The 22,231-nt window shown below is 68.3% G+C and carries 21 protein-coding genes; 13 read left to right on the top strand and 8 right to left on the bottom strand.

Annotation, left to right across the window (positions count from 1 at the left end; genetic code table 11):
- Position 1: 1 nt before the first annotated feature.
- Genes QSJ34_RS04770 through tilS form a run of 4 tightly spaced genes read right to left on the bottom strand, consistent with a single transcriptional unit; the run spans position 2 to position 5,108 of the window.
- Complete coding sequence (locus QSJ34_RS04770) at positions 2-1,321, bottom strand: phosphohexomutase domain-containing protein (RefSeq protein ID WP_285571028.1); 1,320 nt, start codon at positions 1,319-1,321, stop codon at positions 2-4.
- Between the two features lie 9 nt (positions 1,322-1,330).
- Positions 1,331-2,149, bottom strand: coding sequence for a dihydropteroate synthase (gene folP / locus QSJ34_RS04765; RefSeq protein ID WP_285571026.1), 819 nt, complete (start codon positions 2,147-2,149; stop codon positions 1,331-1,333).
- Positions 2,146-4,068: an ATP-dependent zinc metalloprotease FtsH gene (gene ftsH / locus QSJ34_RS04760; protein ID WP_285571024.1), complete on the bottom strand. Its 1,923-nt coding sequence runs from the start codon at positions 4,066-4,068 to the stop codon at positions 2,146-2,148. The genes folP and ftsH overlap by 4 nt, the downstream gene beginning before the upstream one ends.
- Positions 4,069-4,124: 56 nt before the next feature.
- Complete coding sequence (gene tilS, locus QSJ34_RS04755) at positions 4,125-5,108, bottom strand: tRNA lysidine(34) synthetase TilS (protein ID WP_285571021.1); 984 nt, start codon at positions 5,106-5,108, stop codon at positions 4,125-4,127.
- A 165-nt stretch (positions 5,109-5,273) separates the two neighbouring features.
- On the opposite strand from tilS, the gene QSJ34_RS04750 reads away from it, so the two are divergent.
- Complete coding sequence (locus QSJ34_RS04750; protein WP_285571018.1) at positions 5,274-7,511, top strand: hypothetical protein; 2,238 nt, start codon at positions 5,274-5,276, stop codon at positions 7,509-7,511.
- Between the two features lie 8 nt (positions 7,512-7,519).
- Here QSJ34_RS04750 and bshB1 read toward each other — a convergent pair whose 3' ends face one another.
- Together bshB1 and bshC are read right to left on the bottom strand one after the other, a co-directional pair.
- Positions 7,520-8,260 carry a bacillithiol biosynthesis deacetylase BshB1 gene (gene bshB1, locus QSJ34_RS04745; RefSeq protein ID WP_285571017.1) on the bottom strand — a complete coding sequence of 247 codons (741 nt, stop codon included), beginning with the start codon at positions 8,258-8,260 and terminating at the stop codon, positions 7,520-7,522.
- Entirely contained in the window at positions 8,257-9,429 is a 1,173-nt protein-coding gene (gene bshC, locus QSJ34_RS04740) for a bacillithiol biosynthesis protein BshC (protein WP_285571015.1), read from the bottom strand. Before bshC ends, bshB1 begins: the two co-directional genes overlap by 4 nt.
- 77 nt (positions 9,430-9,506) lie before the next feature.
- Here bshC and QSJ34_RS04735 point away from each other — a divergent pair, with 77 nt between their 5' ends.
- A complete protein-coding gene (locus QSJ34_RS04735; RefSeq protein WP_285571012.1) occupies positions 9,507-9,980 on the top strand; it encodes a hypothetical protein in 474 nt (157 codons plus the stop codon).
- A gap of 17 nt (positions 9,981-9,997) precedes the next feature.
- Positions 9,998-11,305 carry an MgtC/SapB family protein gene (locus QSJ34_RS04730; protein WP_285571009.1) on the top strand — a complete coding sequence of 436 codons (1,308 nt, stop codon included), beginning with the start codon at positions 9,998-10,000 and terminating at the stop codon, positions 11,303-11,305.
- Positions 11,306-11,308: 3 nt separating this feature from the next.
- On the opposite strand, the gene QSJ34_RS04725 is transcribed toward QSJ34_RS04730, so the two are convergent.
- Entirely contained in the window at positions 11,309-11,494 is a 186-nt protein-coding gene (locus tag QSJ34_RS04725; protein ID WP_285571006.1) for a hypothetical protein, read from the bottom strand.
- A gap of 207 nt (positions 11,495-11,701) precedes the next feature.
- On the opposite strand from QSJ34_RS04725, the gene QSJ34_RS04720 reads away from it, so the two are divergent.
- Genes QSJ34_RS04720 through QSJ34_RS04685 form a run of 8 tightly spaced genes read left to right on the top strand, consistent with a single transcriptional unit; the run spans position 11,702 to position 18,707 of the window.
- Positions 11,702-13,033 carry an aldehyde dehydrogenase family protein gene (locus tag QSJ34_RS04720; RefSeq protein WP_285571003.1) on the top strand — a complete coding sequence of 444 codons (1,332 nt, stop codon included), beginning with the start codon at positions 11,702-11,704 and terminating at the stop codon, positions 13,031-13,033.
- Positions 13,034-13,083: 50 nt separating this feature from the next.
- Complete coding sequence (locus QSJ34_RS04715) at positions 13,084-13,413, top strand: hypothetical protein (RefSeq protein ID WP_285571000.1); 330 nt, start codon at positions 13,084-13,086, stop codon at positions 13,411-13,413.
- 28 nt (positions 13,414-13,441) lie between these two features.
- Positions 13,442-14,446: a phosphate acetyltransferase gene (pta, locus tag QSJ34_RS04710; protein WP_285570997.1), complete on the top strand. Its 1,005-nt coding sequence runs from the start codon at positions 13,442-13,444 to the stop codon at positions 14,444-14,446.
- Positions 14,443-15,024, top strand: coding sequence for a phosphoribosylglycinamide formyltransferase (purN, locus tag QSJ34_RS04705; protein WP_285570994.1), 582 nt, complete (start codon positions 14,443-14,445; stop codon positions 15,022-15,024). The genes pta and purN overlap by 4 nt, the downstream gene beginning before the upstream one ends.
- The gene (locus tag QSJ34_RS04700) at positions 15,021-16,439 is read left to right on the top strand and encodes an NAD(P)H-hydrate dehydratase (protein ID WP_285570991.1); all 1,419 of its coding nucleotides are present in this window, start codon (positions 15,021-15,023) and stop codon (positions 16,437-16,439) included. The genes purN and QSJ34_RS04700 overlap by 4 nt, the downstream gene beginning before the upstream one ends.
- Positions 16,432-16,866, top strand: coding sequence for a tRNA (adenosine(37)-N6)-threonylcarbamoyltransferase complex ATPase subunit type 1 TsaE (tsaE, locus tag QSJ34_RS04695; protein WP_285570988.1), 435 nt, complete (start codon positions 16,432-16,434; stop codon positions 16,864-16,866). Before QSJ34_RS04700 ends, tsaE begins: the two co-directional genes overlap by 8 nt.
- Positions 16,867-16,873: 7 nt before the next feature.
- A complete protein-coding gene (locus QSJ34_RS04690) occupies positions 16,874-18,145 on the top strand; it encodes a DNA recombination protein RmuC (RefSeq protein ID WP_285570985.1) in 1,272 nt (423 codons plus the stop codon).
- 55 nt (positions 18,146-18,200) lie between these two features.
- Entirely contained in the window at positions 18,201-18,707 is a 507-nt protein-coding gene (locus QSJ34_RS04685) for an HNH endonuclease (protein ID WP_285570982.1), read from the top strand.
- 110 nt (positions 18,708-18,817) lie between these two features.
- On the opposite strand, the gene QSJ34_RS04680 is transcribed toward QSJ34_RS04685, so the two are convergent.
- On the bottom strand, positions 18,818-20,098 hold the full coding sequence (locus QSJ34_RS04680) for a chorismate-binding protein (RefSeq protein ID WP_285570980.1): 1,281 nt from the start codon (positions 20,096-20,098) through the stop codon (positions 18,818-18,820).
- 194 nt (positions 20,099-20,292) lie between these two features.
- Between QSJ34_RS04680 and QSJ34_RS04675 the strand changes: the two genes are divergently transcribed.
- Both QSJ34_RS04675 and QSJ34_RS04670 read left to right on the top strand, forming a co-directional pair.
- Positions 20,293-21,765: a leucyl aminopeptidase gene (locus QSJ34_RS04675; RefSeq protein ID WP_285570977.1), complete on the top strand. Its 1,473-nt coding sequence runs from the start codon at positions 20,293-20,295 to the stop codon at positions 21,763-21,765.
- Positions 21,766-21,909: 144 nt separating this feature from the next.
- Entirely contained in the window at positions 21,910-22,206 is a 297-nt protein-coding gene (locus tag QSJ34_RS04670; protein ID WP_338001170.1) for an HU family DNA-binding protein, read from the top strand.
- Positions 22,207-22,231 lie beyond the last annotated feature (25 nt).

The following is a 22,231-nucleotide window of genomic DNA, read 5'->3' as shown; positions in this document are numbered from 1 at the left end:
GCTAGGTCAGCGAGAGGTCGCGGCGGGCCGCGGCATCGAGTTCGGTGAGGGCCTGCTCGACCCAGGAGGATTCGCGGGCTTCCACCATGAGGCGCAGCTTGGGCTCAGTGCCGGACCAGCGCACCACCTGGCGCACGCCGTCGCCCCAGCGGGCTTCGATGGCGGCCATCGCCGACACGAGATCGACGCAGGCATCCACGGCCTTGCGGTCACGGGCCATCACATTGACGAGCTTCTGCGGCCAGGGCCGGAAGGTCCAGGCCCAGCGCTGATCCGCGGGGCGGTGCAGCAGCGCGCGCAGGATGGAGAGCGCCGCCGCGAGCCCGTCACCGCTGGGGCCCACGCGCTTCTGGATGAGGTGGCCGGAGGCCTCGGCCGCCAGATCCCAACCCCGCTTGGCCATTTCCCGAAGCAGGTACTTGTCGCCGACGGGGGTGCGCACGAAGGGGATGCCGAGCTGGCCCAGGGCCTGGGGCAGGCCGCCGTTGGTCATGAGGGTGCCCACGACGCCGGGAGGGGCATCCTGGCAGGCGACGCGGTCCTGGGACAGGAGCCACACCATCTGATCGCCGTCCACCACCTCACCCCGGCTGTCCACGAGCAGGCAGCGGTCGCCATCGCCGTCGAAGGCGATGCCCATCTGGGCGCCGCGGGCCACCACCATGGCCGACAGGGATTCGAGATGGGTGGAGCCGACACCGACATTGATCTTCGGACCGTCGGCGGGCACGCCGATCCAGTGGATGTCACCGCCGCGGAAGAGCTCCAGCGCCGCTTCGGCGGTGGCGCCGTGGGCGCAGTCGATCACGAGGTGGAAATCCGGAGGCAGGGTGATGCCCTCGAGGTGATCCAAGTAGGGGCGCAGGTCAAGCGAGGCGGATGGGGCTGAAATGGTGGTGGGCTCGCTGAGCTGATCGAAGGCACGCTCGATGGCTTCTTCCTGATCCTCTTCCAGCTTCTCGCCCAGCTCGTTGAAGCCCTTGAGGCCGTTATCCTCCGGCGGATTGTGGCTGGCCGAGATCATGAGACCCCAGGTCTTCACGCCTTCCGTGCTGAGCTTGGCCACGTTCCAGGCGACGGCGGGCGTGGGGGCCATGCCGAGCACCAGCACCTTCAGGCCCAGGCCCACGCCCAGGATGAAGGCCTCGGACATGGGGCCCGAACTGGATCGGGGATCCCATCCCACCACGAGCTGCTTCACCCCGGCCTCCCGGGCCACCTGGGCCCAGGCGGCGCCCCAGCGGGACACCTCTTCCAGGGTGAGGGGGGAGCGCAAGGCCACGCCCCGAATGCCGTCAGTTCCGAAGTAGCGAAGACTCATGGGAACAGATTATCCGATGGCGTGCGTTCTGAAGACCCGATAGCCCCACGAAAGCGCTTCGGCATGGGCCGCGGCGCTGAGGCCGTCGCGCTGGGCAGGCGGCAGGCCGGGCGTGCCGGCCCGGGCGGCGAGGAAGCGCTTTCGCGAAATGCCGATGCACACGCGTTCCGCCGGCCAGTCCAGGGCCTTCGGAAGCCCGGGCAGGCTTCCCCAGAGGGCCAGGTCTTCCAGGAACGTCGTGCCGAACCCGAAGCCCGGATCCAGCAGCACCCGCGCGGCGTCGATGGCCGCCTTGAGCAGCCGATCCCTGACGGCGCGCATCTCCTCGAGGGCAGCCTTCGCATCCCTTGGCGCCGGATCCTCGTAGGGCGGCATGTGGAAGCCAGGGCCTTCGCGGCGGCTGCGCATGGCGATGAGGCCACAGGTGGAGGCCTGGGCCAGGTCGAGCATTCGTGGATCCGAAAATCCCGTCACGTCGTTGAGCACCGCGACCCCGGCTCCCAGGCCCACCTTGGCGACCTCGGCATGGCGCGTGTCCAGGCTGAGGGGCGTGTCGGGGAAGGCCTTTCGAAGGCCTTGGATGACCGGTTTGAGACGCCGCCATTCCTCCGCAGCATCCACGGGTGCGGCGCCCGGGCGCGTGCTTTCCGCACCCAGGTCCAGCATCCGCGCGCCCGCCTGGATCAGGGCCTGAGCCTGGCCGAGGGCCGCCCGCGGATCCATGAACCGCCCGCCGTCGCTGAAGGAATCGGGGGTGAGATTGAGGATGCCGATAAAAAGGGGACCACCCTTCAAGAGTGGTCCCCAGTCGAAGGCGGCTTTGTTCACGCGGGCTTGAGCGCCGGGTTGAGGCCAGGGTCGGAATCCTGAGGCAGGCCTTCCACCGTGGCTGGGGCCGACGGCGTGGGGCCGGACTTGGGCGGGGGCAGGGTGCCGCCCTTCATCAGGATCTCGATGTCGCTGCCGTCCAGGCTCTCCCGCACGAGCAGGGCTTCGGCGATGGCCACCAGCTGGTCGCGGTGGGTCTCGATGGCGGCCTTGGCCTTGCGGTAGTTCCGCATGACGAACTCGTGCACTTCCGCGTCGATCATGCGGGCCGTGTCTTCGGAGATCTCGCGCTGCTGGGTGAAATCGCGGCCGAGGAAGATCTCGTGCTGACCGCCGCCGAAGTTCAGCGGGCCCAGCTTGTCGCTCATGCCATATTCCATGACCATCGATTTGGCCATGTCCGTCGCCTGCTGGATGTCGTTGGAGGCGCCGGTGCTGAGCTGGTTGAAGAAGATCTCTTCGGCGATGCGGCCGCCCATGGCAATGGCGATGCGGCTTTCCATGTATTCGCGGGTGGTGTTGTAGCGGTCCTTCACCGGCAGCTGCCAGGTGACGCCCAGGGCGCGGCCGCGGGGGATGATCGTCACCTTGTGGAGGGGATCGCTCTGGGGCACCACGGCGGCGACGACCGTGTGGCCGGCCTCGTGGTAGGCGGTGATGCGCTTGTCCTCTTCGGTCATGACGAGGCTGCGCCGCTCGGCGCCCATGTAGACCTTGTCCTTGGCGTTCTCGAAGTCGGTCATCTCGACCCACTTCTTGTTGCCGCGGGCGGCGGTGAGGGCGGCCTCGTTGCAGAGGTTGGCCAGGTCGGCGCCGGCAAATCCCGGCGTGCCGCGGGCCAGGACTTCCAGATCCACGTCGGGGCTGAGGGGGATCTTGTCCGTGGTGTGGACCTTGAGGATCTCGAAGCGGCCCTTGACGTCGGGGCGATCCACGACGACGCGGCGGTCGAAGCGGCCGGGGCGGAGCAGGGCGGGATCGAGCACGTCGGGGCGGTTGGTGGCGGCGATGAGGATGACGCCCTCGTTGCCTTCGAAGCCGTCCATTTCGACGAGCAGCTGGTTCAGGGTCTGTTCGCGCTCGTCGTGACCGCCGCCGAGGCCGGCACCGCGATGACGGCCCACGGCGTCGATTTCATCGATGAAGACGATGCAGGGGGCGCTCTTCTTGGCCTGTTCGAAGAGGTCGCGCACGCGGCTCGCGCCGACGCCCACGAACATCTCGACGAAGTCCGAACCGGAGATGGAGAAGAACTGCACCTTGGCCTCGCCCGCGATGGCGCGCGCCAGCAGCGTCTTGCCGGTCCCCGGAGGGCCCATCAGCAGCACACCCTTGGGGATCTTGCCGCCCAGCTTGAGGAACTTGGCGGGGTCCTTGAGGAACTCGACGATCTCCTTCAGCTCTTCCTTGGCCTCGTCGCACCCGGCCACATCGGCGAAGGTGATGCGCTTGGCGCTGCTGGAGAGGCCCTTGGCGCGGGCCTTCCCGAAGCTCAGCGCCTTGTTGCCGCCCATCTGGGCCTGGCGCATGAAGACGAACCAGAGCACGACGAAGACCAGCAGCGGCGCCCAGAACATCAGCACGTAGGCGAAGTTGTTCTCGCTGGGCTTGGCGGCCTTGAACTCCTCGATCTGGCCCTCGGTCTTCCAGCTGAGGATGACCTTGCCCAGATCCTGCATGGGCGGCGCCACCGTGCGGAACTTCTCGATGACCTCGCCGGTCTTGGCGTTCTTCTCGGGCTGTTTGTACGTGCCTTCAATATCAAAGCCGGAAAGGGTCACGGACTTGTACTTGCCCGCGACACCCTCGGTGTAGAAGGTCGAGAAGGGAACTTCGATCTGGCGGTTGCTCACTGGGATCTGGCGGAAGGCCAGGACCAGGAGGGCGATGATGGCCAACCAGACCAGAACGCTCTTCATCATTGAATTCAAAGGGTGACTCCTTGGGGCCGGGGCCCAGGTGGCCTCCCAGTTTACTAGGTCCGTGAACCGGGAGGGCTCAGTCTTAGATGCAGATACCCTCGATTTGGTTCAGGGTTTAGCTGGAAATTCCCCCAGGACGATGGTTTACGGCCGCGCGCCAGACGCGTCGCGAGCCAGGGTGCGAGGCCCCTCAGCAGGGCGGATTCCCGCGGCCAGTCGAGGCGCCGGAAGGCCGTCTCCAGGGTCCAGCGCAGGTCCCGTTCGTCCCAATCCTCCCGCCTGAGGACGATGGAATCCTCCGTTAGGAACCAGCGGGTGCCCTCCCAGCCGGCGATGAGGGTTCGGGCCAACTGCTCGGCCTCCTCGGCCTGGAGATGGGTCTCGAACAGGTGGCGGTCCAGATCCGGCGCCTCCCTTCGCAACCCTTCCAGGAGTGCCCTCCAGCGGTTGCGCGCCGTGAACGGCTCGGCGTTGCTGGCGTCCTCCCGCCAGGGGACTTTCCGCGAGGTGAGGTAGGTTCGCAAGGCTTCACGGCGCGTCTCCGCCAAGGGCGACCAGCGCAGGGTCTGGCGCGGCGCGAGAGGATGCAGGCAGCCCAGGCCCCCGCCGCGGGCCAGGCGGATGAAGACTGTCTCCGTGTGGTCGTCGAGGGTATGGCCCGTGGCCACGACGGCGGCCCCGCATTGCTCGGCCTCCTGGCGCAGCCAATCCCAGCGCAGTTCCCGCGCGGCCATCTCGAGGCCGATACCGCGGGTCTCTGCGTGAGCCTTCACGCCCAGGCTCGCTTCGGCGAGATCCAGGTCGAGGGCCCGGCAGAGCTGGCGCACGAAATCGGCGTCCTGGGACGACTCCTCCCGAAGCCCATGGTCCGCGTGGGCCACGGACAGTTCCAGGCCGAGGCTCTTCCGCAGGGTCCACAGCAGCAGCAGCAGCGCCACCGAATCCCCGCCGCCCGAACAGGCAACCAGTACGCGCCCACTCACCCCATCGCCGCGGCGCTGGATCTGGGCCAACAAGTCGGATTCGAAGCGATTCACCCTCCCAGGCTAATCGAGCCGAAGCGCGCTGAACATGGTGGCCACACTGGAATCCCCACTTGACCTCCGGCTGAGCGTTCCTCCAGGCTGGACCCGTTCATCCACTGGCACGCACTGCGGGCTTGGTTCGGAGGCGCGGTGATTCCAGGCAGGGGTGGATGGTGCATGCGGGGCGTTCTAGCGGGACTGGGCCTGATGCTCCATGTGAGCCTGATGGCGCAGAACGCGAAATGGACAGACTTTGTCTCGGTCTGGCGCAACGCGAGTCATGCCCAGGCCACGCTGCTGATGCCCAAAAGCAGACTGAAACCGGGGTTCGAACGATCTGACGAAGCGTTGATTTTCCTCTCGGCCGGGGGCGATCTAAGTGTGCGGGCGCTCGAAGGCGGGGCCCTGGAAGGACTCCAGGTCGATCAAGGCTGGAACGACGACTCCCACTGGATCCTTCTGGGCCAGGACGGAACGATCCTGGATCAGGGCTCGGGACTTCCTACTGGCGAGTACCTCCGGGACCGCCTTCGGTCCTTGGGATTCGATCTCACATGGGAGGCGTTGGATGCATTCCTCCGACTCCACCCCGATCACGGTGCGGCCCTCCAACGACGCCTCTCCATCGCCACCCGTCTGGCTCAGGCGCGATTCAGGAACCTCCGGGATCAGGGCAGGGTCGAGGGCGCGAAGGGTTCCATTCAGTCCGGTTTCCCCATCTTTGAACCCGCGAAAAAAATTGATGCGGCCCTTCCTGACGATTGGTGCGCCGAGGTGGAGGATACGCTGCGGCGCCTCAATGGCCTGCCGGATGCCTGGCGCCTGAGTGACCGCATGTCGTTTCAATTCTGGCTCGATGTCTTTGGCAAGGCCGCGTCCACGGGGCTTCGAGCAGAGGTGGCCAAGTTCAGTGAATCCGTTCTGAATGCCTGGGGAAGCCACCCTCACTCGGGCTCGGATTGGTCGCAGACCTGGCAGGAAGAGGGCATGGGACTTGGCCCCCTGTGGATCTCCTGCGAAACGGCCAGCCGGGCCACTGGCGCCCTGCCGGAACTCCCCTTGTTGACGCCTTCGCCAGGCCGGTTTTGGCCGCATTCCGAACTCCTCATGGGGCTCCCCTGGACCCGCCCCGATGCGGAGTCCGCTCAAAGCGTGCTTTCCTGTCTGGACCGGCTTCCCGGCGTTGAGGGCGCACCGTCCCTGTGGCGGGATTCCTGGTCGGAATGGCTCGAATCCAGAAGTTATGTGGCCTTCCTCAAGGCGGTAACCCTGGGGCATCTGGGGCGATGGCAGGAGGCCACCTCGGCCATGCAGGAGTGCCGCAGCCTCTCCGGCAAGGGGTGGGTGGAAAAGGGATCCGGGTTGATAAACGTTTATTCGTCGTCCCTATCCCCCTCATCCAAAGACTCGAAAAACGACACTGCGCCGACCCAGCCTTCCGAAGCCTTCCTTGAGGTGCTGCGGCTTCCGTCCCTGGAGGCGCCTCCGAAGCCCCAGCCCCCTCCATCACTCAGGTTCATCGTCTGGGATCATCCTGAGTGGGAAGCAAGCTGGGAAGGGTTGCGGGCTTCCGCGGCGCTCGCGCCCTGGAGCGCCGAGGAATTGGTTTGGGCAAAGCCGAGGGCGTCCGATACGGCGCGGATGATCGATGCGGGGTTTCCGGCTTCGGGGTGGGCCGTGTTCCAAGGGGATGGGACCATCGTCGCCCGCGGGAACGCGGCACCGGAACCCACGCAGTTGGCGATGCAACTCCGCAACGTGGCGCCTTCCCGGATCCACCTGTTCGATGATTTCTTGGCCAAACATCCTCAGCACCTGGATGCGCGGAGAGACCGCTACGACCTGATCAAGGCCCGGATGCCCCAAACGGCCCTCGAGGTGCGCCTGAGGGAGGACGCGGCCCATACGATGATGCCGCTGGATTTCGGGCCCGAGGCGCCGTGGATTTCGGATCTCGAGGCCTGGCGCACCGAAGCGCGCAAACTGCTTCCCGGCATCGAGGCCATCCTGAATCGCTGGCCGGAGCATGCAGGCCTCTGGAAGGCCTGGATCGCCTGGTCGACTTTCCTTCCGAAACCCCCATCCGTGATGGATTTCGCGGCGGGGCTTCCAGTCTTCGGGCCCCAACAGGCCTGGATCTCCCGTCTGCCGGCCCCGGTCCACCGCGCCGTGGCCGCCGAATGCCGGAAAGCGCGGCGCTGGGGGCCGATGAACGACTGGTTCGAAGGGGCCTGGGGCCCCATGTTGCGGCGCGTTCGAAGCATCGATCCCCCGACCATCGGTGAACGGGAAACGGCCATCTACGAGGGCTATCGCGAAGCCCTGACGGCGCTCAAACGCACCTCCGACCGAGCCGAGGCGGATCGCGTCTGGGCCGCCCTCAGGACTCAGTCCAAGGCAGACTCGCAGCCCTGAATAGAACCCTAGGACAACCGCGCGAGAAGATCCATCAGGGCCCTGGGCACGGGCTTGGCGCACCAGAGGGCCTCGGCCCAGTCGCACATGAGCTGGGAGCCCCAGTGCATGGCGCGGCCCTCGACGCCGCGCCGGAAGGCGGGGTGCGCGATGCGCGTGACGGGCTGCGAGGCGTCCTTGGAGAACTGGCTGCCGAAGGCGTCGAAGGCGGCCATACGTCGCTCCCAGACGGTGCTCACGTCCACCAGCAGATCGGGCACGCCGGGGTTCTCGCCGCCCACCCAGGCCAGGGCCTCGGGTCGCCAGGGATTTCCCTCGCAGGGATAGTTCCTGAGGCCCGCGTAGTAGGCCGCCTCGATGCAGAGCCGGTGGGCGCGGCGGTGATCGGGATGGCGGTCATCCGGCGCGGGAAGGATCATCACCTTGGGACGCAACCGGCGGATCTCGATCATCAGGCACAGGCGCTGGTCCTCGGCCTCGGTGAAGCGTCCGTCCGGGAGGCTCAGCTGGTGGCGCGGAACACCGAGGATCCGAGCGGCTTCCAGGGCTTCGCCGCGGCGCGTGTCGGCGGTGCCGCGGGTACCCAGTTCGCCTTCGGTGAGATCAAGGATGGCGGCCTTCAGGCCCCGGTCCGAAGCCAGGGCCAGGAGGCCGCCCACATGGACCTCCACATCATCGGGATGGGCGCCCACGGCGAGAAGGTCGAGGCCCTGGGGTTCGGATGCGGGGCTCCCGGATGCCAGTCTCATGGTTCCTCCACCAGGATCACGGAGCGCGTGCCGTCCATGCGTTCCAGGATCGCGTCGAGCAGGTCGCCCTGCCTCAGCCAGGGCAGGCCCGGAATCACCCGCTCCTGCGGCTTGCCGAAGGGGAAGAGGATCTGGCGCAGGTGTTCCGGATCACCGCCGAAGAGTTCTCGTGCGGCGTCGCGGTGGAGGCGCCGGTCCAGCTTCTCCAGCCGTTCCCGGCTGCGCCTCTGCTCGTGCCGGAAGCGCTCCTGCAGGGAGGGCGGCCAGGAGGCATCGGGTTCGACGGTCTGGAAACGCGTCGTGGGAAGGGGGCCCGACCAGGCCGCCAGCCCGCCCCAGGCCCCCAGTCGCAGGGGGTCGAGCTGATCCGAGGCCACGCGGAATCCGCGGGGCACCACGTACACGCTCGGGCGCGGAATGATCTTCGGGGCGACGAGGCCGACGCGCTCCCAAAGGGGCTCGCAGAGCCGCCAGTAGGCGCGTTCGGAGGGGCCTAGCACCACCGCGGAGACGGGCAGCAGCAGCGATTGCATCAGGGGGCGGAGGGCGGCCCCGGGACTGAGCCAGTGCCCGGCTGGCAGGGGCGCGCCATGATCGAGGCGTTGCCTGCGTCCGCTGTGGGGATCCAGGGAGAACCAGGCGGCCTGCACGCTGGGATCCAGCGGAACGGGCGCGCCGGCGGCCCTGAGCGCCTCGGCTTGCTGAATGAGGGGGACTTCGAGATCGAGGCCGCGCCAGCGTTCCAGCTCGGCCTGGATGGGCTGGCGCACCGCTGGATCCGTGGGCGAGAAGGGCCGGAGCCCGCGTTCCCAGAGGGGTCGCCCGAGGGCGAGGACGTGGCCCCGCAGCGTGGGCGATTCCGGTTCGGGCAGTGGCCCCCAGAGTGTCGCAGCCTCGGCCTGGTGTTCGGACGTCCAGGGCAGCCAGCCCGTGGACGTGTTGGGGCGGGCCTCGAAGCGGAAGCGGTGGCGGACCAGCCGTTCGCCGGCCCATCCCACCACGGTGGCCACCTCGGCGCGGTCGTGGTCCTCGTCCGCCATCCAGTAGACGGCCTCGGCGCCCGTGCGGCGAGCTTCGGCCAGGGCGGCCAGGGCTTTGGCGACGGAGAGTGCAGGGCTCCATCCGGCGCCGATCTGCTGGCCGGTGGCGATCACAGGCGTCTGGCTCATGCCTGCCCCCCAAGGGCGAGTCCGGGCATCCAGGGATGTCGTGTCGTACACATGGGCCCCAGCCTACCCGATATGCGATGCTCGTCGAGATGCTCAACGTCGAACCCTGGATCCCGCCGGCCTCGCCCGACCTCGCCATCCTCGCCATGGCGGCCGCAGACGAGGCGGGAATCGATTCCCTGCGGGCCTGGCCCGAGGTGCGCAAGGGGGGCATCGGGTTCGGAACGCTCCCGCCCTTCCTCTGCTGGCGCGGGCTGAAAGATGGGGCCTGCCACCTCGTCCTGCTTCAGGCGCGGGAAGTGGGTGCGCTGGTGCCCGGGGCGCGGATGGCGCCGCTTCCAGGAGATTGGTTCGAGGGGCTCGATCTGGAAGCCCTGGCACGGCCCCTGGCGCGGCATCCGGACTTTCCCGGAGGCGCCTCGGTGCACGTGGTCCACCTGCCCGGTGGAGAGTCGTTTCGGGTGCGCACTTTCGGGTGCGCTGCGCCCGATCTCGTGGCCGAGGTGCTGAAACGCACCAGCCATATCCAAGTCTGGAATCTGGCCGATTAGGAACTTGCGGGAGTGCCATGCTGAGCCTCGACCTGTCCACCCTGAAGGAAGCCGCCATGGCCGTGGCGTTGGGCCTGATGATGGGCCTCGAACGGGAACGGAGTGGCTTCGAGCGGCGCCAGGAAGGTGGCGCGGAACCCCAGCTGCGCCGGGCGACGGACGGCCTTCCGGCCACCCATGGCAGCCTGGGGGCCCGCACCTTCGCTTTGCTTACCCTGCTCGGCTGGATCTCGGTGAAGGTGGGCGGCGCCAACGTGGCCATGCCCATCGCCGTGATGGCTTTCGCGACGGTGATGATCGGCCTGTACTACTTCGAAACGAGCAACTCGGATCGCGGGCTCACGACGGAGATCGCCGCGCTTTCGGCACCGCTGCTGGGCATGCTGCTCACCCAGGACGCGTTGCTGGCCGTGGCGGTGGCGGTCATCGTTACCCTGCTGCTGCTGTCGAAGCCCTGGATCCGCGCGTGGATCCCCAAGCTGCACCGCGAGGATCTGATCGCCTCGATCCAGCTGCTCATCGTCTTCGCCATCCTGCTGCCCATGCTGCCCATCCGGGCCCTGGACCCCTGGGGCGTCCTGTCACCGCGCAAGGTGGGGTGGATGGTGGCCCTCATCGCCTCCGTCGACTTCATGGGCTACGCGCTCAGCCGCGTGCTGGGCTCGCGCCGGGGCGCGCTGATGACGGGCCTGGTGGGCGGGCTCGTGAGCTCCACGATCGTGACCGTCACCATGGCGCGCCTCGCCCGCGAGGATGACTCCCTGCGCGACGAGGGGCAGGTGGCCGTCCTGCTGGCCTGTGCGGTCATGGGCCTGCGGGTGGGTGTGCTCGCGGCGGTGGTCGGTGGGGCGACCCTGGCCCGGCCGCTGCTCCTGCCCCTGGGCGCCATGGTGCTGGTGCTGCTGGGCACCAGCGGCTGGATCTACCGGGCGAGTGCCCGGCAGGCCCACGGGGAGGAGCTGCCCGTCCGCAACCCCTTCCACCTCAAGCGGGCCGCGGCCTGGGGCCTGGCCCTGGCGACGGTCATCCTGGTATCCGCCGCGGCCCGGGCCTGGTTCGGGGACCGTGGCCTGATGCTCACGGCGGGCCTCTCGGGCCTGGCGGATGTGGATCCCATCACCCTGGCCGTAAGCAGTCAGGTCCACAGCATGAACCTGCCGGCGGCGACAGCGGCGCTGGCCATCGTGCTCGCCATCGGTGCGAACACGTGCGCCAAAACCGCATTCGCGTGGGTTTCGGGGGGGCGGGCCTTCGGTCGTCGGCTCGCAGGGGCGCTGGGGGCCTCCCTGGCGGCGGCCCTGCTCGTGGCCTGGATCCAGCGCTAGGGGCTACTTGCCGCGGTTGCTCATGCGGGTGTGGGCCACGCCGCTCTTGCCCTGGGGCTTGGTGGAGGCGCGCACGACGGGCTTGGGACCGGCGTTCGCCTTGGGTTTGGAGGCGGAGGCGCTGGAGACGGGCTTGTCCGCGGCCTGAACGGATTTGAGTAGGTCGGTGGGGACGAGGGGCTTGGTCATAGGAACTCCAGGCCACCAGTCTACTCGCAGGTCCTAACATCCAAGCCTTCTCTGGGCCTGGGACCCGCCGAAGGCCTTCGATGCACGGAGGTCCCGGAACGCGCTCGGGGGCGGTGCGATGTGACCGCGTTCATGCGTGGGGCCGGAAGCCGAGGCTATGCTGGATGGGGCCGGAGAACCGGCGGATCTTTCCTGGGATGGTGGGCCATGGGCGCAAAGGATTGGGAAGGGCTGGCGGGGAATGCGCGGCGGGCCTTTGGCGCATGGGAACCTTCGTCCAGGCTGGCCCGCAGGCAACTCCTGGAGGCCTGGCTGGAACAGGTGGTCCTGGTTCGCGAAGAACTCGCGCACACCATCACGCGGGAGACGGGGAAACCCATCACCCTGGCCCGGACAGAAGTCGGACGCGCCGAGACGACGCTGAAGGTGACCCTCGAAGCCGTGGCCGCCTTCGGCGAGGAGACCGTTCCCTACGACCTCATGCCCGGCGCAGAAGGATGCCGCGCGGTGCTCCGCCGCTTTCCTCTCGGTCCCGTGCTGGCGATCACGCCCTTCAATTTCCCGGTGAATCTGGCCATGCACAAGCTGGCCCCGGCGCTCGGCTCGGGTTGCAGCGTCGTGTGGAAACCCTGCCCCCAGGCGCCCCAGACCTCGCGACTGCTCTGGGAAAGCTTCGAAGCGGCGCGGATCCTCATGACCGCCCCGGTGCACCTGCTCCAGCTGGCGGGCTCCGATCCTGTGGCTGCCGAGGCCCTGGCCAAGGATCCGCGCATCGCCGTCGTGAGCTTCACCGGCTCCGAGCGGGTGGGCCGACACCTGGAACAGGTGCTGGCGGGGAAGCGGCTGCTGCTCGAACTCGGCGGCAACGGGGCTGTGGTGGTGGATGAGGGCGTGGATGCGGTGGCGGTGGCGCGGCAACTCGCGGCGGCGGCCGTGGCCGGAGCCGGGCAGAACTGCTCCAAAGCCCAACGGATCTATGTGCATCGGCAGTTCTGGAACACCTTCGTCCCGGCTTTCGTCGAGGCGGTGAAGGATCTGCCCGTGGGGGACCCGACGAACCCGGCCACGGTGGTGGGTCCGCTCATCGACCAGGCGACCGCCTGCCGTGTGGACGAGGAGCTGGATCGTGCCGTGGCGGCCGGAGCCACCGTGCTCCTGAGGGGAAAGCGCGAGGGCGCCCTGCTTCCGCCCGCCATCCTCACGGGCCTGTCCGAGGAGGATCCGTTCCAGTGCGAAGAAGCCTTCTCGCCGGTGACCGTGCTGACCACCGTGGACAGCTTCGAGGAAGGCCTGGCGCGGGCCTCCGCCACGCGCTTCGGCCTGCGGGCCAGCGCCTACAGCCGGGACCAGCGGAACCTGCGTCTGGCCGCTTCCAGGCTGAGGGCCGGGGGCGTGCTCCTGAACCTGCCGCCGACCTTCCGCCTCGATGCGGCGCCCTTCGGCGGCGTGCGCGCCAGCGGCAATGGATTCGAGGGACCCCGCTGGGCCATGGAGGGCTTCACCGAAAGCCGCCTCATCGTCGAAGGTCCCGCCCTCTAAGCCCCGCACTGCAAGCACCGCCTGCCAGAATCGTTGCTGGAGTCCCCTTCATGATGATGTCCATGCCCTTCCAATCCGGTGACCTGGTGGTGGTGGTGCTCCAGGCGCCGCGGGAGCGGATCTGGGGCCGCATCCTCGGTCTGGACGCCTCCGGCATCGCGGTCCGCGGCCTCGACCTGACGCCCTGGGAGGAGGTGCTCACCCTCGTCCGCACGGGCGAGGCCGATCAGGTGGCCCTGGGCACCCGTTTTCTGCCCATGCATCGCGTGGAAGCGATGTACCTGGACGAAGCCAGTTCGGGCGCGCCGAGCCTAGCCGAGACCTTCCATGACCGCACCGGTCAGGATCCTCGAGCCTTCCTCGCCGATCCGATCCGCTGACGTCCCCATCCCGATCCCGGAGGAATCCATGACTCACGCCAATCACGCCCGCTGGATGGAGCGCTTCCGCGCCCGCGCCAAGGAACTGCAGCGCCACATCGTGCTGCCCGAGGGCCGCGAGGATCGCACGCTGCAGGCGGCCCAGTTGCTGCTGGACCAGGGCCTCTGCCGCCTCACGCTGCTGGGTGATCCCGCGGACATGGCCAAGCGGGGTGCAGCCCTGGGCCTGTCGCTGAAGGGCGCCGAGATGGTGGATCCCGCCACGAGTCCCCTGCTGCAGGAACTGGCCGGCGATTTCTTCGAGCGGCGCAAGGCCAAGGGCATCACGGAGGCCCAGGCCCTGGAGGCCGTGCACAACCCTCTCTGGTTCGGCGCCATGATGGTGCAGTCCGGCCACTGCGACGGCATGGTGGCGGGCGCCCTCAACACCACCGCCGAGACCGTGCGCGCCTGCCTCCAGGCCATCGGCGCGGCCAAGGGCATCAAGACGGTATCGAGCTTCTTCATGATGATTCATCCCGAGGCCTCCTTCGGCGAGCAGGGCGCGGTGATCTTCGCGGACTGCGCCGTGGTGCCCGATCCCACGCCCGAGCAGCTCGCCGACATCGCCATCGCCGCCGCGGAGAACGCGCGCAGCGTCATGGGCGTGGAGCCACGCGTGGCCCTGCTCAGCTTCTCGACGCGCGGATCCGCCGAGCATCCCTGCGTGGACAAGGTCCGGGCCGCGCTTGCCATCATCAAGGAGAAGGCGCCGAATCTGGCCGTGGACGGGGAACTGCAGGCCGACGCCGCCCTGCTGCTCTCCGTGGGCCAGCGCAAGGCGCCCGGTTCCGCCGTGGCTGGCCAGGCCAACGTGCTGGTCTTCCCGGATCTCGACGCGGGCAACATCTCGTACAAGATCGCCGAGCGCATGGGTGGTTGCGCGGCCATCGGGCCCTTCCTCCAGGGCCTGGCCAAACCCGCCAACGACCTCAGCCGCGGTTGCAGCGCCCAGGACATCGCCGATACCGTGGTGCTGACGGCTCTCCAGTGAAACGACTCGCGCTCTTCATCTCCGGCACCGGCGGCAACGCCCTGAACCTGCTCAGGGCCTGCCGCGAGGGCCGGGTTCCGGGGCTTCCCGTGTTGGGCTTGGCCTCCACGTCGAAGGCCGGTGGCATCCAGCGGCTCGAAGCCGAAGGCCTGCCCACGGCCGTCGTCGTCCGGAAGGATTTCGATTCCGACGAGGCCTTTTCCGAAGCCTGCTACCAGGCCGCCGAGGCGGCCGGGGTCGAGGTGATCTGCCTCTGCGGATGGCTGAAGAAGCTGACGGTGCCCCGGCGCTGGGAAGGGCGCATCCTCAACATCCATCCCGGTCTGCTGCCTCGCTGGGGCGGACCGGGCATGTACGGGATGCACGTGCACCGGGCCGTGCTGGCGGCGGGCGAACCCGAATCCGGGGCCACCGTTCATCTGGTGGACGGCGAGTACGATCACGGACGCATCCTCGAGCAGATGCGTGTGCCCGTAATCGCGGGCGACACGGCCGAAGACCTGCAGAAGCGGGTCTACGCCGCTGAAATGGAGCTGTTTCCGAGGGCCCTGGCGGCATACCTTACACTTTTGGGATGATCCCACTCCTCACCGCCGACGACATGCGGGCCGCGGAGCGCCAGGCCATCGAGGGCTGGGGCATCTCGTCCCTGCTGCTTCAGGAGCATGCGGCCCTCGGGGCCCTCGCCTTGATTCCCGCCGGTGAGCCGATCCACGTACTGGCCGGGCCGGGCAACAACGGCGGTGACGCCCTGGGCCTGGCCCGGCTCGCGCGGCTGCAGGGGCGCCAGGTCTCGGTCTGGTCCCCCCTGGCGCAGACCGAGTGGCGCGGAGACGCGGCCACCCAGGCGCGGCTGTGGCAGGGCCTGGGTGGCGACATCTCGACGACGTCGAATCCCGCCGAGCTCATGCGCACCTGGCGGGGCTGGGTGGTGGACGGGCTCTTCGGCCTCGGCACCACGCGACCACTCGAGGGGCCCGTCCTGGCCTGGGCCAAGGCCCTGAACGCATCGGGCCTGCCCGTGCTCGCGCTGGACCTGCCCTCGGGACTGGATCCCAGCATGGCCGAACTGCCCGGCGAGGTGGTGCGCGCCACCCGCACGGCCTGCTTCGGCGCCCTCAAGGTCTGCCACGGCCTGCTGCCCGCCCGCGAATGCTGCGGCGAGATCACGGTGATTCCCATTCCCCTGGACCGGGCGCCGCAGGCCCGGATGCACCTGCTGGAACGCCCGGTACTGCCTCCCCGCGCCTGGAACGCCCACAAGGGCAGCTTCGGGCACGTGGCCATCCGCGCGGGCAGCGTGGGCATGAGCGGCGCCGCCGTGCTGGCGGCCCTGGGCGCCCTGCGCGTGGGGGCGGGTTTGGTGACGGTGCTGACGGATGCGGAGGTGCGCGCCGAGGTGGCCGCCCAGGTGCCCGAAGCCATGGTGCAGCCCTGGCGGGGATCCCTGCCCAAGGAGGCGGATGTCCTGTTGGTGGGCCCCGGCGGCGTCGCCCAGGTGCCCGAATGGGAAGGCCCCATGGTGCTGGATGCATCGGCCCTGAAAGAAGGTGAAGGCAAGCGCTGGATGGAGCGGCCCGGCACGGCCATCACGCCCCACCCCGGCGAGTTCGCGCGGCTCTTCCGGCTCTCCCGTCCGCTCCTGATGGATGAGCGTCTGGCGCAGGCGCGGCAGGTGGCGGCGGGTCGGCCCGGCGTGCTGATTCTCAAGGGGGCCCAGAGCGTCATCGCCGGCGGCGCCCAGGAGGATCTCTGGATCAATCCCACGGGGCACCCCGGCATGGCCACCGGGGGCAGTGGCGACCTGCTGGCGGGCATGGTGGCGGGTTTCCGCGCCCAGGGCCTGCCCATGCGCGAAGCCGCCGCGGCGGCTGCCTGGTTCCACGGCGCCGCCGGGGATCGGCTTCCGGGTGCGGGACTGCTGCCGCGCGACCTGGCGAACCTGCTGCCCGAGCTGCTGCGCGACCCGAGTCTGGAGTCGGCGCGTGCCTGAGCTGTTTCTCGCAGACGACGCCGCCACCGAGGCCCTGGGCGAAACCCTGGCCCGGCTCACGCCACCGGGAGGTACCTGGCTGCTGCGGGGGGAACTCGGCGCCGGGAAGACCACCTGGACCCGCGGTTTCCTGCGGGGGCTGGGCGGCGACCCCGACGAGGTGGCCTCGCCCACCTACGCCGTGCTGCACCGCTACGAATCGCCCGCAGGCCGGCTCTTCCACCTGGATCTCTACCGGCCGGGCCCGGAAGGGGCCTGGAGCCTCGGGCTGGAGGAGACCCTCGAGGCCGCAGACCGCCTGGTGGTCGAGTGGGCCGGCGGGGAAGGGCCCTGGCCCACGGATTGGGTGGCGCGTCTGGAGATCAGCCCGCAGGGCGATGGGCGCCTGGCGAAATGGACAATGCCTGACGAGTCCGCCACGCGATGATGGCGCGATGAGCCCCCTTCTCGCGCTTTCCCTCCTCACCTGCTGTCTGGCCGCCTTGGCCTGCTGGGCCGGGTTCCGGCGCGGGGCCGCAGACCCCGCGCCCTTCGAGGCGCTCCGGCGCCATGCGGAGGATCTGGCTTCGCGGGACCGGAGCGAAGCCCAGCAGGCCCTGGTGGTCCAGCTCCGGCCGCTGATGGCCGAACTCGGCAACCTGAAGACGGCCCAGGCCGAGAAGCTGGCCGAAGGGTTCCGGCTGCTCGCCGCGGCCACCCAGGATTCGCTGAGGGCTTCGCGGGAGGAGCAGGCCGCGCAGTTGCACCAGGTGCAGCAGCAGGTGGAGCGGCGCCTGGAAGCTATCCAGGCCTCGAATGAGGTCCGGCTCGAGCAGATGCGGCGCACGGTGGACGAGAAGCTGCACGAGGCTCTGGAGAAGCGGCTGGGCGAAAGTTTCAACCTGGTGGCCCAGCGCCTCGAGCAGGTACAGAAGGGATTGGGCGAGATGCAGTCCCTGGCCCAGGACGTGGGCGGGCTCAAGCGGGCCCTCACCAACGTGAAGACCCGCGGTGTGCTCGGCGAGGCCCAGCTCGGCGCCCTGCTGGAGCAGTTCCTATCCGCGGGGCAGTACGCGGCCAACGTGCGGATCCGGCCCCGCGCCGCCGAGATGGTGGAGTTCGCGGTGAAGCTGCCGGGGGTCGAGGAGGGCGGCAGTGTCTGGCTGCCCATCGACGCGAAGTTCCCGCTGGAGGACTACCAGCGGCTCATGGAGGCCTACGAACTCGGGGATCTCGGAGCGGTCGAGGCCGCCGGCAAGGCCCTGGAGGTGCGCCTGCTCTCCCAGGCCCGGGATATCCGCGACAAGTACATCGCCCCGCCCCACAGCACGGATTTCGCGCTGCTCTTCCTGCCCTTCGAAGGGCTCTATGCCGAGGCCCTGCGGCGACCGGGCCTGCTGGAGCGGATCCAGCGGGAATGCAAGGTCACCTTCGTGGGGCCCACCACCCTGACGGCCTTCCTCAACAGCCTGCAGGTGGGGTTCAAGACCCTCGCCATTTCGCGGCAGAGCGGCGAGGTCTGGAAACTGCTGGGCCAGGTGAAGACCGAATTCGGCAAATTCGGGGAATCGCTGGCCTCGGTCCAGAAAAAGCTGGACGAGGCCAGTTCCAAACTGGGGGACGTCTCCAAGCGGAAGGAACTCATGGAGAAGCGTCTGGCCGGGGTGGAGGCGCTTCCGGAAGAAGGGGGTCTGGCGGCCCTGCCAAACCCGTACCGAAGCGAATAATTCACTTCACAATTCGAAAGAATGCCTTAGGATTCGGCCCAACCCCGGGGGTCAGATGCTGAAGGGACGTGAACGGCATGGAATCGGCGAGGTGATCGCCGTCGACCGGAACTACGTCCCCATGCAGGAAGTCAGCCGCCGCCGCGCCCTGTGCGCCGTCGTCGCAGGACGGGCCCATGTCCTGAATCCGGCCACCTTCGAACGCCACGGCAACCTGGAGGGGCGGCTCGAGCTGATCATCTTCCCCCACGTGCAGGCCTGCAGCGATTCCAAGTTGTTGCTGGGCCGCCTGGAGCGCCGGGTGCTGCGCCGCGATCGCTTCGTCTGCCAGTACGAGGGCTGCCAGCGGAAGGCCACGACGGTCGATCACGTCGTGCCGCTCTGCCAGGGCGGCTCCACCACCTGGCAGAACCTCGTGGGCTGCTGCCTGTCCTGCAACCAGGTCAAGGGGGGCCGCACGCCCGAGCAGGCGGGCATGGTGCTGAAGCGCCAGCCCAAGGGGCCGAGGGCCCACCTCTTCGAGCGCTTCGAGGAACTGCTGAAGCGGGCCAGCGCGGCCTGACATGAACGAGGGGGGACCGCCCGGACGCTTCGCGTCCTCTGCGTCCCCCCTCGTGCACCCCCACGCGGTGGCCGGGCCAAGCCCGTCCACCGCGTCTGCTTCGCTCACGTTCACCCAAGGAGGGCGAGGGTCTTGAGGTGCAGTTCGGCCCACTCGCGGCCGGTATCGCTGCGGTGGGTGATGCCGCCCCCGGTCCAGTAGGTGAGGCGCTCGCCCTCGATCTGGGCGGTGCGGATGGGCAGGGCCAGGTCCAGATCGCCATTCGGAGCGATCCAGCCCACGGCGCCGCAGTAGAAGCCGCGGGGGGCCGCCTCGGCCTGGGCCAGGTGACGACAGACCGCGTGCTTGGGCGCGCCGGTGACGCTTCCCCCGGGCAGCACGGCGCGCAGCAGGTCCGCCAGGACGAGCCCAGGACGGGCCCTGGCTTCCACGGTGCTGACCAGGTGCTGCACGGTGGGGTAGGGTTCGACGGCCATGGGGCGGACCACGCGCACGGAACCGGCCGTGGCCACGCGGCCCAGATCGTTGCGCACCAGGTCGAGGATCATGGTGTGTTCGGCGCGCTCCTTGGGATCGGCGGCCAGGGCCGCGGCGGCGGCCTCGTCCCGCTCCGGATCGCCGGTCAGGGGGACGCTGCCCTTGATGGGCTGGGACCAGAGGCGGTCCCCGCGTCGGGCCAGCAGGCGTTCCATGCTGAGGCTCAGCAGGCGGAGGTCGCCCAGGTCCAGCAGGGCTCCGAAGGGGGGACGGGCGCGGTGGAAGGCCGACAAGGCGAAGGTCACGGGATCACCGGTGAGGCGCCCCTCGAAAGGCACACACAGGTTGGCCACGTAGAAGCCGCCCTCCAGGATGCGAGTCCGGATGCATTCCACGGCTTCGTGATGCTGGGCTTCCTCCCACCGGGCCTCCAGGTCGGCCGAGGCGCGGCCGAGGGCGCAGGCGGGGGAGAGCCGCGCCTCCCATGCTGCGGCCTCGGGAGGAGCCTTCGTCCATGACCAGAGCTCGGCTTTCCCGTCCTGCACGTGGAGGGCTTCGCGCACCTCCATCCAGTGCTGGCCCAGGCAGCCGGGCTCGAGGGGCTTCCTGGGCAGGTCCGCCTCGTCGCAGGCCAGTTCGAAGGAAGCGGCGCCCACCCAGGGGAAGGGGCTCGCCTGGACGGCGGCCTCCAGGGCCGCCCAGGGGGATTGGGGCAGGGGAGTGCTCTCTCGCGTCGTCACCCAGGCCTGACCGTCCCAGGTAGATCGCAGGGTCGGCCCCGGGAGCGCCAGGAGGCCTTCCCCGGTATCTCCGGTGTGCAGCCAGGCAGCCCCTTCCCGCAGCAGGCCCTGCGCGCAGGCGGGCCAGGGGCCTGGAAGTTGGAAGGGAAGGCGGTGGCTGGGGGCGAGATCCATGAAGGTTCCGTGTCTGCGGGCCCCGGGAGCACCGCAAGGAACCATGATCCCATCGGAAACCGGAACTTATCCCATTGACTAGTGATGAAAAAGTGGGCACTAACGGATTGTAATTCTGTGACAAATAATGAACAAAAAATGCTCTTTTCTTTTTTGCGGAATCCACCTAGTCTCGTTGGCCAGGAGGAACTCCCATGCCTTCAGTGGATATCAGCTCACAGACCGGTAAGGATTTCGCGGGAGACGCTTTAATCGTTCCGGTTTTCTCGGGGCGCGAACGCCATCGTCTGCCGCTTGCCATCAGCAAAGTCGCTCGCCAGGTGATGGATGAAGAGGATTTCAAGGCGGACTATCTTGAAGTTGTGCCGCTCCACCACCCCAATGGCGTCAAGGAAAGCCGCTGGATGGTGCTGGTCGGACTCGGGGACGAAGAGAAGGTCACCCTCAACAAGATCCGCAAGGCCGTGGGCACGGCTGGCCGCTTCTGCCTGAAGAAGAAGTGGAAGAAGATCGGCATCCTGTCGCCTTCCACCTCCACGCTGGATCACGATGCGGTTCAGGTGTCCGTGGCCGAGGGCGCCCTGCTCGCCAATTACGATTTCGTCACTTTCAAAGGCGGAAAACCCGAAGCGAAGCAGTTCTCGTCCATCGAGATCTTCACCAATGGCGATGACACCCGGAAGGCGCGGCGCAAGCTGCCCGCGGTCGAGGCCGGCGTGGCCGCCTGCCACCGCGTCCGCGATTTCTCCAACACCCCTGCGGGAGATCTTTATCCCGAAGTCTTCGCCGAGGCGGCCGTCAAGCTCGCCAAGCAGCACAAGCTCCACTGCGAGGTCTTGGACGTGCCCGCGCTCGAGAAGGGCGGATTCCGCTCGGTGCTGGCGGTCGGCCAGGGCAGCGTCCGGCCTCCGCGGGTCGTGAAGCTGGAATATAAGCCGAAGGAGAAGCCGAAGAAGCACGTGGTGCTCGTCGGGAAGGGCGTCTGCTTCGATTCCGGCGGCCTCTCCCTCAAGGACGCCTCGAGCATGGAAACGATGAAGGACGACATGACCGGCGCGGCCATCGTGCTGGCCACCCTCGTCGCCTGCGCCCAGCTGGAGATCCCGGTGCAGGTGACGGGCCTGATGGGTCTGGTGGAGAACATGCCCTCCGGTTCCAGCTACAAGCCGGGCGATGTGCTCCGCAGCCGCAGCGGCAAGACCATCGAGGTGCTCAACACGGATGCCGAAGGCCGTCTGGTGCTGGCGGACCTGCTCCACCTCGCCAGCGAGATGGGCGCCGACCACGTCGTGGACCTGGCCACCCTGACGGGAGCCGCCCTCGTCGCCATGGGTGATGGCGTGTCCGCGGTGATGGGCACGGATCAAAAGCTGGTGGAACGTCTTATGGATGCCGGCGGGTCCGTCGGGGAGTATCTCTGGCAGCTGCCCCTGGTCGAGGAATACACGGACCTGCTGAAAAGCCCCCTCGCCGATCTGAAGAACATCACGGGCATCCGCTGGGGAGGTACCATCACCGCAGGGCTCTTCCTCCGCGAGTTCGTAGGGCAGTCTTCCTGGGCCCATATCGACCTCTCGGGGAGCTGGTCGGGCAAGGAACGGGATTACCGGACCCATGGGGGCAGTGGCGAAGGCCCCCGCTTCCTCCTCGAGTGGCTCATGGATTGATGGACCAGCGGGTCTGGACCTGGGGGGGCCTCGGCCCCCCTTTTTTTCAAATGGATGGAGATGTCCCTCTTGACCGCGGAGCAAAGATGGGGATTTATTGAGGACTGCCTTCACGTCACCCAAGCCCCTCACCCCGGAGTTCCCATGGAATCGATGGAGACCCTCACCAAGGCCGACCTGTCCAGACACTTGATGGAGCGGCTCGAACTGGGGAAGAAAGATGCTGACCTCCTGGTGAACACGTTCCTGGAGAGCATCATCGAATCCCTCAAGACCGGCGAAGGCGTGGAACTGCGCGGCTTCGGCAGCTTCCGCCTGCGCGACCGCCGGGCCCGCCAGGGACGGAACCCCCGCAGCGGCGAGAGCATCCAGGTCCCGCCCAAGCGGGTGGTCTACTTCAAGCTGGGCAAAGAGCTGCGCAGCAAGCTCATCGACGACTGAACCCTTCGGCATCGACAGGAGTCCC

This window comes from Geothrix limicola (genome assembly GCF_030268085.1).
Lineage (GTDB): Bacteria > Acidobacteriota > Holophagae > Holophagales > Holophagaceae > Geothrix > Geothrix limicola.
This window is presented reverse-complemented; position numbering and strand designations above follow the sequence as displayed.